The following is a 13,042-nucleotide window of genomic DNA, read 5'->3' as shown; positions in this document are numbered from 1 at the left end:
ATCCTTCCATTCATGCTGATATGGCATGCAACGGAGGTGTCATGGATATTCGCGCCCTGCGCTACTTCGTCGAGCTGGTGCGCCAGCAGAGCTTCACCCGCGCCTCGGAGCAACTCTTCGTCACCCAGCCCACCATCAGCAAGATGGTGCGCAGCCTAGAGGACGAGCTGGGCCAGCCGCTGCTCAACCGTGAGGGGCGCCGCTTCACCCTGACCGACTATGGTCAGGTGCTCTATCAGCGCGCCCAGTCGATCCTCGCCGAACTGCACCAGCTTGAGGCCGAACTGGCCGACTTGCAGAGTCTGCAACGCGGCAAGCTGGTGCTCGGCATTCCACCCATGGTCGGCCACGTGGTGGCCGATCTCATCCGCAGCTACCGGGCGCGCTGGCCAGGGGTTGAGCTTTCTATCGTCGAGTACGGCGGGCGGCGCATCGAGCAGGCGGTGCTGGAGGGGGAGGTGGATCTGGCCATCACTATGCTGCCGACCCGCCACGAGGAGGGGCTCGGCGCCCTTGAGCTGGCCGCCTACCCGATGCAGGTGGTGCTGCCGGAGCGGCCCGAGTGGCAGGGCAGTGAACCGCTGCCCATCACGGCGCTGCGCGAGCAGCCGCTCTTGCTCTACACCCAGGCCTTCACCTTGAGCGAGCGGCTCGAGCAGCTGTGCGCCGAGGCGGGCTTCACCCCTCAGGTGGCGGCGCGCAGCAGCCAGTGGGACTTTCTGGTCGCCATGGTGCACAGCGGCATGGGGGTGGCTTTTCTGCCCGAGCCGCTGTGCCAGCGTCTGACCCGCGACGGCCTGCTGATCCGCCCGTTGGCGCCGGCGCTCTCTTGGCGGCTCGGGGTGATCTGGCCGACCGGGCGCTACCTGTCGCGCACCGCCCAGGCCTGGCTCGAGATCTGCCCTCAGGGTTGAAGGCCGAAGGCGTCGCGGGCGGGATCGTAGAGGTAGGGAAGAAAGGGGCGCCCGCCATCGGGCAGGAAGGGGTTGTCGAGGCGGATGAGGCGGCGCTGGCAAAGGCCGGCCGTGTCGATGGAGGCCTGGAAGTGCTGGCGCCACAACTGAGGTAGCGACCCATCCTGCCAGGCCCGGCGCAGCCCGAGCTCGATGCGGGCCAGCTCTTCTTTATGGCTGACGTGGCTGTAGAGCAGGTGAACCTGCGGATAGTAGAGCGCCAGATGCTGCTCGATCGCCAGACCGGGCACCCGTGGCTGATGCGACTGCCACTCCGGAGCTATCTCGTTGATACCGCGACAGAAGAGGTCGACCCGGCCACGGGCCACCATACGGAACATCGCCTCGTAGTTTTCCACCTCATACACAGTCAGACCGGCGTGGCGCAGTATGTCGACATCCTGCCAACCGCGCCCCTGCACGTGACTGAAGGGTTGCAGTTGTGCCAGCGTCTCGACCCGATCGAGTGCGCGTTGGCGTCCAGGTGCGACGAAGCAGACCCGATAGCTGAGGATACCGAGATCAAATGGGAAGGCGGCGAATCCCACCTGTTCCATGCTCTTGTGAGGGGGCCAGCTATCGATGGTCACCAGATGATCGGCAGAGGGTCTCTGCACCTCGAGACGCATCCGCACCTTGTTCATCGGCGGTGCGGTGCGCAGTTCATAGTCACCATAGTCGGCGCGGGTCTTCTCCAATGCCAGTTGCAACGCCGCCCGGTAGTAGCGCAAACGGTCATCATAGGGATTATCCGGGCTGAGCAGGGTAAAGCGGGTGGTGGCCAGCAGTGGCCAAGAGAGCAACAGAAGCAGGAGCAGGGAGTGGCGCATGGTACAGACACCCAAGAGGAAACGCTGCCTCCGAGTATAGTGACCCGCCGTTCCTACCAGAAGAGCTGACCGAGCAGCGGCGCCAGCAGCACGGTCACCATGCCAGCGATCATCATCGCCATGCTCGAGACCACCCCCTCCGAATTGCCAAGCTGATAGGCCTTGGCGGTGCCGGCACCGTGGGCCGAGGCGCCGAACCCCGCCCCCTTGCCGAGCCGGCTGCGGATCGCCAGCAGGGTGAGAACCGTCTCGCCGACTGCCATGCCGATCACCCCGGTCAGCACCACAAACAGGGCGGTGAGATCGGCGTTGCCGCCGACCGAGCGGGTCGCCTCGACGGCGAACGGTGTGGTGATGGAACGCATGGCGAGGCTGCGTTGCAACAGTTCAGGCAGGGCAAACCAGCGCGCCAGCAGCACGCTGCTGGCCACGGCGACCAGCACCGAGGCCAGCACGCCGACCCCGAGCGAGAGCCAGTGGCGGCGGATTAGCTGGCGCTGCTCATAGATAGGGATGGCAAAGGCGACCGTGGCCGGGCCGAGCAGCCACAGCAGCCAGTGGGACTCGGCCATGTAGTCGGCGTAGGGGATGTGAAACAGCACCACCACGGCGATCAGCAGGGTGGGGGCCAGCAGCAGCGGCATCAGCGGCAGGATGCGCTTGCGCCGGTAGAGCCACTTGCTGGCGTAGTAAAACAGCAGGGTCAGGGCGAAGCAGAGCACGCCGAGCAGGGTATCAGACATGGCGGCGGCTCCGGCGGGCGAGGTACAGCTCGAGGCGGTAGAGGCGATCGACCACCAGTGCCGTGGTGCCGAGCACCAGCACAGTGCTCAGCACCAGCACCACCCCGATGCGCCACCCCTCGGTGAGCAGCAGCTCCTGATAATTGATCACCGCCACCACGGCCGGTACGAAGAACAGCAGCATCTCGGCCAGCAGCCAGTTGGCCCCGGCCTTGAGCCAGTGCGGGCGCACCACCTTGAGCAGGATGAGGGCGAGCAACAGCAACATGCCGGTCAGGTTGGCCGGCAGCGGCAGATGCAGGGTGAGCACGGCCAGATCGGCAACCCACCAGATGGCCGCCAACAGGCTGACCTGAAGGGGGATGAGCAGCAGGGGGCGCAAGCGGGAAAGCATGGGGTGAGCCTCGAAATCGTGAACTGGCTCACAGTATAAGAAGTCGCTTAACCGTCGGAAAATGAATTCCAATCATGGATTTCATGCCAATAAGGCATGAAATCAGGTCTCGCGCAGCAGCCGGCCTAGGGTGCGGCAGAGCCGCTGCTGGGTGCCGTTGTCGAGCCCGGCATAGCCGAGCAGCCACCCCTCCCGATCCGGCTGGCCCAAGTAGAACTGGCTCAATGGACGCAGCCCCAACCCGAGCCGATTGGCGGCGCTTGTCCAGCGCGCCTCGCCCCCCGCCGGCAACAGGGCGGTGCACTGCAACCCGGCTCCGCAGTGGATCGGGGTGAGCTGGGGACAGTGTTCGGCCAGCTGGGCTCGCAGCTGATCGCGCCTAGCGCGATAGAGCAGCCGCATCTGGCGCAGATGGGCGGCGAAGTGGCCCCCTTGCAGGAACTCGGCGGTCACCGCCTGCATCAGTTGGTTACTGTGGCCGTCGCTGGTGGCGCGGGCATGGGCAAAGGGAGCCAGCAGGGCGGGCGGCAGCACCAGATAGGCCAGGCGCAGCGAGCCGAAAAGCACCTTGCTGAAGGTACCCACATAGATGACCCGGCCACCGCGATCCAGCCCCTGCAACGAGGGCAGCGGTCGCAGGTCATATTGAAACTCCCCGTCGTAGTCATCCTCCAGCACCCAGGCGCCGTGTCGTTCGGCCTCGGCCAGCAGCGCCATACGCCGGGGCAGGCTCATCGCCATGCCGAGCGGATACTGATGGGAGGGGGTGGTATAGATGAGGCGGGGCGGCGGGTGATCGCCGGAGGGCACGAGCCCCTGCTCATCCACCGGCACGGGATGGAGGTGGGCTCCGGCGCTTTGCATGGCGTGGCGGGCACCGAGATAGCCCGGCTCCTCGAGCCAGACGGTATCGCCCGGATCGAGCAGGAGCTGGGCGGCGAGCTGGATCCCCTGCTGGGAGCTGGTGAGGATCAGCACCTGCTCGGGACGGCATACCAGCCCGCGCGACTGGGCCAGATAGGCGGCGATGGCCTGGCGCAGCGCCGGCAGGCCGGCCGGATCGCCGTAGCGCATCAGCGCCTCGCCGTGCTGGCGCCACTGCTGCTGAAGCAACCGGCCCCACAGCTCGCGCGGGAAGGCAACTGGATCGGCCTGACCACTGGCAAAGCTCGATGCCGGGCCGGTCTCCTCCTGACAGGCCCCCTCGAGCAGGCTGCGTTCGCCGTGCCGCGAAAGGGGGGCGTGCCCGGCCACCGGAGGTGGCGGCGGAGTGACGGCGGCGATGGCCACAAAGCTGCCCCTGCCCACCCGGCGCACCAGATAGCCCTCGGCCTCCAGCCGCCCATAGGCCTGCTCGACCGTGCCGCGTGAGAGGGAGAGATCGCGCGCCAGGGTGCGGCTGGCAGGCAGGCGGCTCCCTTGTGACAGATGGCCGCCGAGGATGGCGCTGCGCAGCGTGCGCACCAGCCGCTCTTGCAGTGGGAGGGTGGGGTCGTGATCGGCAAACAGGGTTGGCAGGGCGCTCATTGGTCCATTCTCTAGAGCGAAATTGGTTCACATTTGTAGACCATTATCCCGGTAGAGTGAAGCCATTCCCCAGACAAGGAGTCACAACATGAGTGCTGTTCTCGCTACTGGCCTGGTGTCACCCGACCTCGCCGCCACCTTCTTCGAAGCCCAACTGGCCTGCCGCACCGATCCGGCCGATCTCGCCGCCGATCTGGTCGCTGGGGTGGCGGGGATCGTGGTCATCGACACCCGCTCCGCCGAGCGTTATGCCGCCGGCCACATCCCTGGCGCCGTGTCACTGCCGCAGCGGGAGATGAGCGCCGAGCGGGTGCGCGATCTCGACCCCGAGGCGGTCTATGTCTGCTATTGCGACGGCATCGGCTGCAACGGCTCGACCCGGGGAGCCTACCAACTGGCGCGCCTCGGTTTTCGGGTCAAGGAGCTGATCGGCGGCCTGCACTGGTGGCAGCAGGATGGCTATCCGCTGGCGCTTGGCACGGCGCCCGGCGTGCTGGTGGCGGAGGTGGAGTGTGGCTGCTGAGATCAACCATTTTGGCCAGCCGCTCGGCCCGCCGGTGAGCGAGTGGCAAGGGGCGCCCTTCCCCGAGCCAATGGTGCTCGCGGGGTGGGGCTGCCGGGTTGAACCACTCGATTTGGCGCGCCACGAGGCGAGCCTGTGGCAGGCGTTCGGTGAGGATGATGGCCGGCTCTGGACCTACCTCAACAGCGGCCCGTTTGCGGGGCGCAGCGAGTGGCAGGCTTGGCTGGAGAGCATGGCGGCGGCGCGCGATCCCCAGTTCTACGCCATCGTGGAGGCGGCCAGCGGCCGCGCCCTCGGGCTGGCGAGCTTCCTGCGCATCGACCCTCAGGCCGGCAGCATAGAGGTGGGCTGGCTGCACTTTGCTCCCACCCTGCGCCGTACCCGGATCGCGACGGCCGCCATGGCGCTGATGATGGCGCGCGCCTTTGGTCTCGGCTATCGCCGCTACGAGTGGAAGTGCAACGCCCTTAATCTGCCTTCGCGGCAGGCGGCGCTGCGTTTGGGGTTTACCTTCGAGGGCGTCTTTCGTCAGGCGCGGGTCGACAAGGGGCGCTCGCGCGACACCGCCTGGTTCTCGGTGATCGACGGGGAGTGGCCGGCCCTGCGGGCCTGTTTCGAGCGCTGGCTCGATGAGGCCAACTTCGACGACGCGGGGCGTCAGCGGCTCTCCCTCTCGGCCCTCACTGCCGCCGCGCGCGGCCACTGAAACGAGCAGGGCGGCCCCGCCCTGCTGCTTATTCGCCGATGGGGGCGATCAGCCAGCCCATCTTCTCCTGCATGTCGCGCGGCGATACCCCGACCGAGAGGCCACGCTTGCCGCCGCTTACCAGCACCCGGTCAAATTGCAGCGCCGAGGCGTCGAGCACGGTCGGCAGCCGTTTCTTCTGGGCCAGCGGGCTGATGCCCCCCACCTTGTAGCCGGTCAGCTTCTCCGCCTCGGCGGGGGCGAGCATCTCCACCTTCTTGAGGCCGGTGGCCTTGGCCAGCTGCTTGAGGCTGCACATGCCGGAGGAGGGGACGATGGCCACCACCGCCTGCTTGTCGTGATGGGCGATCAGGGTCTTGAACACCTGCGCCTCGGGCAAGCCCAGCTGGCTCGCCGCGTGCTTGCCGAAGTCATCGTGGGCCTCGCACTCATAGGGGTGCAGGGTAAAGGGGATCTTGAGCTTCTCGAGCAGCTTGATGGCGGGTGTCATGACGGGTCTCCTTGGGGCAAGACAAGGCCAAATAGTCTGCGCCTGCCCGGCGGGGGTGGCAAGCCCGGCTTATTCCTCGCTGGCGTCACGCCATGCGCGTCTATATATGCGGCGTATTTCCTTTTTACGGCTCGGGTGGGTATGGATGAGTGAGTTGGAATTCCGCGTTGTTAGCAATAAGGCTGTCGCTGTCGCTGTCGCTGTATTTTTATGAATGTTATTATGCATGCCCCTTATAACTCGGTGAGAGGAATCGATCTTGAAGAAAATAGGCGTATTGATATTGCTTGTCGCCTCGGCACTCTATTTTTATATGGGTGAGGATAAGACCAATAAGCTGAATGTTATTGCACAAAATAGAATTCTGGCCGTCGCGATGGATTATGACATTTCTGCCATGGGCGATATCCGTGAACATCACGACATTGATGCGGTCGTGACCGTCAGTAATGCATACATGATGGATGATGAGCATTACCTTGCTGAGGGGGTGTTCCGTCTTGGGGCGGTCTGCAAGAATATCGTCGTTAAATGGAAGAAAGATGCGTTATTTACCCCGGAAAATCGGCTCATCATGAAGAATGAAAAATGTTAGCCATGAGGATAGATGGAATTGCCGTCTGAGGGTGTCTCGGCTCGATTCGGGGCTTTAGATCGTTGCAAAAGGGGATGATTCTTTATCCGACGACATTATTGCAGAATAAACCGTGTGTTTATTTTTCCTGCTTTTCGTCACAGCGATAATCCAAGTGTTGCCTGATATTCCCTTCATCCTATGCCATCGGATAAAGCAAAGGGCGCCAGATTGGCGCCCTTGGTCTATTCGAGGCAGGGGATCCCTATCAGCCGGTGTTGCGCATCCCGGCGGCGATGCCGGCGATGGTGACCATCAGCGCCTGATCCAGCTCGGGGTGCAGTGACTCAGGGTCACGGCGCGAGCGGCCGAGCAGCTCGGCTTGCAGCACGTTGAGCGGGTCGGTGTAGGGGTTGCGCAGCTTGATGGACTCCTGGATCCAGGGTTGGTCATCGAGCAGGCCGCCTTGCGGACGCAGCTTCAGCACCAGCTCGATCGACTCGGCCAGTTCGGCGCGCAGCTGTTGGCCGAGGGGCCACAGCTCCTTGGGTACCAGACGGGTGTCGTAGTACTCGGCCAGCCAGGCGTCGGCCTTGAGGAACACCATCTCCAGCATCTCGAGGCGGGTGCGGAAGAAGGGCCACTGACGGCTCATCTCGCTCAGTACCTCGAGCTTGCCTTCCGCGATCGCCTTCTCCAGCCCCTTCTGGGCGCCGAGCCAGGCCGGCAGCATCAGGCGGTTCTGGGTCCAGGCGAAGATCCAGGGGATGGCGCGCAGACTCTCGACGCCGCCGTTGGGCTTGCGCTTGGAGGGACGGGAGCCGAGCGGCAGCTTGCCCAGTTCCATCTCGGGGGTGGCAGCACGGAAGTAGGGGACGAAGTCCTGATGGCCGCGTACCACGCTGCGATAGTGCTCGCAGGAGACATCGGCCAGCAGCTCCATCACCTCGCGCCAGCACTCCTTGGGCTTCGGCGGGGGCAGCAGGTTGCCCTCCAGCACGGCGCTGGTGTAGAGGCTGAGGCTGTTGATGGCCACCTTGGGCAGGCCGAACTTGAAGCGGATCATCTCCCCTTGCTCGGTCACCCGCAGGCCACCGCGCAGGGAGCCGGGGGGCTGGGAGAGCAGGGCCTGGTGGGCCGGCGCACCGCCGCGACCGACTGTACCGCCACGGCCGTGGAACAAGGTCAGGCGCAGGTTGTTGGCCTCGGCCAGGGCGACCAGGGACTCCATGGCGGCGTACTGGGCCCAGCCGGCGGCCATCATGCCCGCGTCTTTGGCCGAGTCGGAGTAGCCGATCATGATGTACTGGCGGCCTTGGATGTAACCGCGGTACCAGTCGATGGAGAGCAGACGCTCCATGACGGCGGTGCCCGCCATCAGGTCTTCCTGGGTCTCGAACAGGGGGGCGACCGGCATGCGGAACTTGCACCCGGCGGCCTTGAGCAGCAGTTGCACGGAGAGCACGTCGGAGGAGGCGCCGGCCATCGAGATGATGTAGATGCCAAAGGCATCCGGGTCGCTCTCGGCGATCACCTTGCAGGTGTCGAGCACTTCGCGAGTCTCTTCGCTTGGCTCCCAGTCGGCCGGGATCAGCGGGCGGCGCGAGTTGAGCTCGGTCAGCAGGAAGGTCTGCTTGTCCTCTTCGCTCCACTCCATGTAGTCGCCGAGGCCGAGGTGGCGGGTCAGCTCGGAGAGGGCCAGGGCGTGGCGCTCACCATCTTGGCGGATGTCGAGCTTGACCAGATGCACACCGAAGCAGGCCACCTTGCGCAGCACGTCGAGCAGCATGCCGTCGGCGATGTTGCCCATGCCGCAGGCGTGCAGGGAGTGGTAGCAAAGCTCAAGCGGCTCGCGCAGCTGGGCGGTGGAGCGCACCAGATCACGGCTCTCAGTCTGATGACCCTGCACCTTGGCGGTGAGGTGCTCCTTGGTCTCGCGAAGCTGCTCGCGCAGCTCGCGTACCAGGGCGCGGTAGGGTTCGGGATTGTCGCCGACCACGGCGCGCAGCTCGTCGGTGCAGTCGCCCATCGAGAGCTCGGAGGTGAGCTCCTTGATCTCCTGATAGAACAGGTTGATGGCCATCCAGCGGCCCAGTTCGAGCACCTTGGCGGTCACCTTGGCGGTGACGAAGGGGTTGCCGTCACGGTCGCCCCCCATCCAGGAGGTGAAGCGCACGGGGGCAGCATCGAGCGGCAGGCGCACGCCGAGGTGCTGTTGCAGCTGCTCGTCGAGGTGGCGCATGAATTCGGGGATGGCCGGCCACAGGCTGTTCTCGATGACGGCAAAGCCCCACTTGGCCTCGTCGACCGGCGTCGGGCGCTGTTCGCGGATCTCGTTGGTGTGCCAGGCCTGATTGATGAGCTGCTCGATGCGATCGATGATGCGGTCACGCTCTTTGGGCAGCAGATCGGAGAGTTCCAGTGCTTCGAGGCAGTCGTTGAGCTGGACGTGCTTGTGGATCAGGGTGCGACGGGTCACCTCGGTGGGGTGAGCGGTCAGCACCAGATCGATGTCGAGCTCGCGCACGGCGTTGACGATCGCCTCTTGGGAGAGATCGGAGGCCTTGAGCTTGGTAAACAGTTGCTCGAGCGGGTCGGACGCGCCGGTCTGATCGGCGAAGTTACGCGAGATGGTGTGGAACTGCTCCGCCACGTTAGCCAGATTGAGGAACTGGCTGAAGGCGCGGGCCACCGGCAGCAGCTCTTCGTCACTCAGGGTCTGCAAGGTATCGATCAGGGTCTGGCGATCGTTCTCGTTACCTTGGCGGGAGGATTTGGCCAGGCGGCGAATCGTCTCGATCTTGTCGAGGAAGACCTGGCCTTTGTGATCCTTGATAGACTTGCCGAGCAGTTGGCCTAGCAGGTTCACGTTGGCGCGTAGCGCAGCGTATTTCTCGTTCATTCCACATCCTTATTGCTGATGGCTCCGTCGCTTCCGGGCGGAGTCCGCTCATCGACAATGTTGTAATCACACAACATTCGTTCCGTCATCTTATGGGCACAATCTACTCGCGTCTCCTGCGCAAGGTCAAATAACGCCTCGATAGTGAAGATGTATTTAAGTTCCGATTAAGCCCGTGTTCTGTTTTGTAGGTTTTTTACATACAAAAACGCTGGATCAGGTGGCGTAGCACCTGCTTGGTTGGCTCCACGAAGGAGAGATCCAGGTATTCATCCGGCTGGTGTGCCTGAGCGATATGGCCGGGGCCGAGCACTATGGTCTCGCAACCAAGCTGCTGAATAAAGGGGGCTTCGGTGCAATAGTTGACGCTTTCGGCACGCCGGCCGCTGGCCCGCTCCGCCTCGCGCACCAGAACGGCATCGTCTGGGCAGGCATAGGGCGGGATCGGCTCGTGCAAGTGTTGCAGGTGCAGGCAACCGGGCTGGTGGATCTCGATGGGGGAGAGCGCCTCTTTGAGCATGCCCATCAACTCCTCCGGGCCCACCTGCGGGGTGGGGCGCATATCGATGTGCAGCTCGCAGCAGCCGCAGATGCGGTTCGGGCTGTCGCCCCCCTGAATGTAGCCAAGGTTGAGGGTCGGCTGGGGCACGGCGAAGCGCGGATCGGCGTACTGCTCCTTGAGGCGGCGTTGCAGACCGAGGATCTGCCCCATGGCCTGGTGCATCAGCTCCAGCGCGTTGACGCCGTTGGCCGGGTCCGAGCTGTGGCCGCTCTTGCCTGTGATGCGAATGGCCTCGGACATGTGTCCCTTGTGGGCCAGCACGGGCACCAGCCCGGTTGGTTCGCCGATCACTGCGTAGTCGGGTTTGAGCTCGGCCGCCGCCGCGATGGCACGGGCACCGGCCATGGTGGTCTCTTCGTCGGCGGTGGCCAGGATGCGCAGCGGTTTTTTGAGCTGCGTGGGATCGATCTCTTTGAGCGCCTCGACGATAAAGGCAAAGAACCCCTTCATGTCGATGGTGCCGAGGCCATAGAGGCGGTTGCCCTCTTCGGTGACCTTGAACGGGTCCTTGTTCCATGCCCCCTCGTCGAACGGCACCGTATCGGTGTGGCCGGCCAGCAGCAGCCCGCCTTCTCCCTCACCCAGGGTGGCGACCAGGTTGAACTTACCGGGCAGATCCGGCAGGGCGGTGACCTCGATGCGAAAGCCGAGCCCGCTGAACCAGTCCGCCAGCAGGCGAATCACCGCCTCGTTGCTCTGATCCCATTTGGGATCGGTACTGCTGATGGAGGGAATCGCAATGATATTCTTGTAGAGTGAAAAAAAATCCGTGCTGGCCATAAAACCTCCTTGCGCCCCCTCCGGGATTTTGGTAGAACATGTTCATGCACTGCGAGTGAATTTATATTCCATTCATCTCCAGCGATTAAGGCACTAGTTGTAAGGGAAACACCATGTTCTGTCACCTGTTTATCAACCGACGACGCACCAACGCCTGAATCGCCCTCCTATTTTGGGGCGCTTCCTCGTCCCGACATCCTTATGCAGCACCCGCTGCCAAGTTTCACGCTATAAAACGGATCAGGATCCATGCTCAATACCGTTATCGTCGGTGCCAGTGGCTACGCAGGAGCCGAGCTGGCCGCTCTGGTACAGAACCATCCTCAACTGCAACTGACCGGACTCTATGTCTCTGCTGGCAGCCAGGATGCCAACAAGAGCCTCTCCGCTCTTTATCCCCAACTGCTTGGCAAGGTTGATCTGCCGTTGCAGCCGCTCGATGAAGCCGCGCTGGCCGCTATCCCGGCACAGGCTGAGATCGTGCTGCTGGCCACCGCCCATGAGGTGAGCGCCGCTCTGGCCCCCGACCTGTTGGCGCAAGGGGTGACCGTGTTCGATCTCTCCGGCGCCTTCCGGGTGCAGCAGGAGGGGTTCTACGAGCAGTACTACGGCTTCTCCCATGAGGCTCCCGAGTGGCTGGAACAGGCGGTCTATGGCCTGGCCGAGTGGAATGCCGAGAAGATCCCGGCCGCTCAACTCATTGCCGTGGCCGGTTGCTATCCGACCGCCTCGCTCACCGCCCTCAAGCCGCTGATGGCCAAGGGACTGATTGCCGCCGGCAGCCAGCCCATCATTAGCGCTGTCTCCGGGGTCTCCGGCGCCGGACGCAAGGCGGCCATCAACACCAGCTTCTGCGAGGTGAGCCTCAGCCCCTACGGCACCTTTACCCATCGGCACCAGCCCGAGATCGGTCATCACCTCGGCTGCCCGGTTCTGTTCCAGCCGCACCTTGGCAACTTTGTGCGCGGCATCCTGGCCACCATTTATGTGCAGCTGGGCGAGGGGGTGACGCCGGAGCAGGTCGATGCCGCCTATCACGAGGCCTATACCGGCAAGCCGCTGGTGCGTCTGGCCAAGGGGATGCCCTCGATCCGCGGTGTGGCGGGGACGCCTTACTGTGATGTGGCCTGGCAGCAGCAGGGCAATACCTTGGTGGTGTTCAGCGCCATCGACAACTTGCTCAAGGGCGCCGCCTCTCACGCGATTCAATGTATCAACATCAAGTTCGGTTTCGAGGCGGGTTGCGGCCTGCTCTAAGGAAGAATCACATGGAAAAGCAGACTCTGGTTATCAAGCTGGGCGGTGCCCTGCTGGAGAGTGACGAGGCGCTGAGCGCCCTGTTCGCGACCCTCAAGGACTTCCTCGATGAGCAGCACCGCCCTCTGGTGCTGGTGCACGGTGGTGGCTGTTTGGTCGATGACCTGCTCAAGGGGTTGGGGCTCACATCGACCAAGAAAAACGGCCTGCGGGTCACCCCGTTCGAGCAGATCCCCTACATCGCCGGCGCGCTGGCAGGCACGGCCAACAAGCAGATGATGGGCAAGGCCATCGCCACCGGAATTCCGGCGGTGGGGCTCTGCCTGGCCGACGGTGGTCTGTGCCAGGTGACCCAGCTCGATCCGGATCTGGGCGCCGTGGGCGACTGCCAACCGGGTAACCCGGCCCTGCTGCAAGGCATTCTCGGCCAGGGTTTCCTGCCGGTGGTAAGCTCCATCGGCATCACTGCCGAAGGTCAGTTGATGAACGTCAACGCCGATCAGGCCGCCACGGCGATTGCCGAGGCGCTCGGTGCCGATCTGGTGATGCTCTCCGACGTGAGCGGCATTCTCGATGGCAAGGGCAAACTGGTGCCTGCCCTCGACAAGGCCACCGCGCTGGATCTGATGGAGAAAGGGGTCATCGCCGATGGCATGGCGGTCAAGGTAAAGGCGGCGCTGCACGCGGCCGAAACCCTTGGCAAGCCGGTCTGTGTTGCCAGCTGGCGCTATCCGGATCAGTTGCTCAAACTGCTGGCGGGCGGCGCCGTCGGCACCAAGGTCACCCTGTAAAAGGAGCACT

At 63.9% G+C, this 13,042-nt stretch carries 13 protein-coding genes; 6 read left to right on the top strand and 7 right to left on the bottom strand.

Translation table 11 applies throughout. The annotated features are described in order from the left end of the window. Positions 1-41: 41 nt before the first annotated feature. A complete protein-coding gene (locus FE240_RS17250; RefSeq protein ID WP_193002703.1) occupies positions 42-914 on the top strand; it encodes a LysR family transcriptional regulator in 873 nt (290 codons plus the stop codon). Here the strand turns inward: FE240_RS17250 and FE240_RS17245 are convergent. From FE240_RS17245 to pdxR, 4 genes are all read right to left on the bottom strand, one after another. Then, positions 905-1,783, bottom strand: a complete 879-nt coding sequence (locus FE240_RS17245) for a hypothetical protein (protein WP_193002701.1) — start codon at positions 1,781-1,783, stop codon at positions 905-907. The genes FE240_RS17250 and FE240_RS17245 overlap by 10 nt on opposite strands. 53 nt (positions 1,784-1,836) lie before the next feature. Beyond that, positions 1,837-2,526, bottom strand: coding sequence for an LrgB family protein (locus FE240_RS17240; protein WP_193002699.1), 690 nt, complete (start codon positions 2,524-2,526; stop codon positions 1,837-1,839). Beyond that, complete coding sequence (locus FE240_RS17235) at positions 2,519-2,920, bottom strand: CidA/LrgA family protein (RefSeq protein ID WP_193002697.1); 402 nt, start codon at positions 2,918-2,920, stop codon at positions 2,519-2,521. The genes FE240_RS17240 and FE240_RS17235 overlap by 8 nt, the downstream gene beginning before the upstream one ends. A 102-nt stretch (positions 2,921-3,022) precedes the next feature. Further along, positions 3,023-4,447, bottom strand: a complete 1,425-nt coding sequence (pdxR, locus tag FE240_RS17230; protein WP_193002695.1) for a MocR-like pyridoxine biosynthesis transcription factor PdxR — start codon at positions 4,445-4,447, stop codon at positions 3,023-3,025. Between the two features lie 88 nt (positions 4,448-4,535). Here pdxR and FE240_RS17225 point away from each other — a divergent pair, with 88 nt between their 5' ends. Together FE240_RS17225 and FE240_RS17220 are read left to right on the top strand one after the other, a co-directional pair. Further along, the gene (locus FE240_RS17225; RefSeq protein WP_042046250.1) at positions 4,536-4,970 is read left to right on the top strand and encodes a rhodanese-like domain-containing protein; all 435 of its coding nucleotides are present in this window, start codon (positions 4,536-4,538) and stop codon (positions 4,968-4,970) included. Further along, entirely contained in the window at positions 4,960-5,676 is a 717-nt protein-coding gene (locus tag FE240_RS17220) for a GNAT family N-acetyltransferase (RefSeq protein WP_193002693.1), read from the top strand. Before FE240_RS17225 ends, FE240_RS17220 begins: the two co-directional genes overlap by 11 nt. A gap of 28 nt (positions 5,677-5,704) precedes the next feature. On the opposite strand, the gene ybaK is transcribed toward FE240_RS17220, so the two are convergent. Then, entirely contained in the window at positions 5,705-6,166 is a 462-nt protein-coding gene (ybaK, locus tag FE240_RS17215; protein WP_042046247.1) for a Cys-tRNA(Pro) deacylase, read from the bottom strand. A 259-nt stretch (positions 6,167-6,425) separates the two neighbouring features. On the opposite strand from ybaK, the gene FE240_RS17210 reads away from it, so the two are divergent. Next, complete coding sequence (locus tag FE240_RS17210; RefSeq protein ID WP_193002691.1) at positions 6,426-6,761, top strand: hypothetical protein; 336 nt, start codon at positions 6,426-6,428, stop codon at positions 6,759-6,761. A 247-nt stretch (positions 6,762-7,008) separates the two neighbouring features. On the opposite strand, the gene ppc is transcribed toward FE240_RS17210, so the two are convergent. Both ppc and argE read right to left on the bottom strand, forming a co-directional pair. Further along, positions 7,009-9,642 (bottom strand): phosphoenolpyruvate carboxylase, encoded by a 2,634-nt coding sequence (ppc, locus tag FE240_RS17205; RefSeq protein WP_193002689.1) that lies wholly within the window; start codon positions 9,640-9,642, stop codon positions 7,009-7,011. A 196-nt stretch (positions 9,643-9,838) separates the two neighbouring features. Beyond that, on the bottom strand, positions 9,839-10,984 hold the full coding sequence (gene argE / locus FE240_RS17200; RefSeq protein ID WP_193002687.1) for an acetylornithine deacetylase: 1,146 nt from the start codon (positions 10,982-10,984) through the stop codon (positions 9,839-9,841). 249 nt (positions 10,985-11,233) lie between these two features. On the opposite strand from argE, the gene argC reads away from it, so the two are divergent. After that, complete coding sequence (argC, locus tag FE240_RS17195) at positions 11,234-12,241, top strand: N-acetyl-gamma-glutamyl-phosphate reductase (protein ID WP_193002685.1); 1,008 nt, start codon at positions 11,234-11,236, stop codon at positions 12,239-12,241. Between the two features lie 11 nt (positions 12,242-12,252). Beyond that, positions 12,253-13,032, top strand: a complete 780-nt coding sequence (argB, locus tag FE240_RS17190; protein WP_193002683.1) for an acetylglutamate kinase — start codon at positions 12,253-12,255, stop codon at positions 13,030-13,032. Positions 13,033-13,042 lie beyond the last annotated feature (10 nt).

The organism is Aeromonas simiae (genome assembly GCF_014892695.1).
Lineage (GTDB): Bacteria > Pseudomonadota > Gammaproteobacteria > Enterobacterales > Aeromonadaceae > Aeromonas > Aeromonas simiae.
This window is presented reverse-complemented; position numbering and strand designations above follow the sequence as displayed.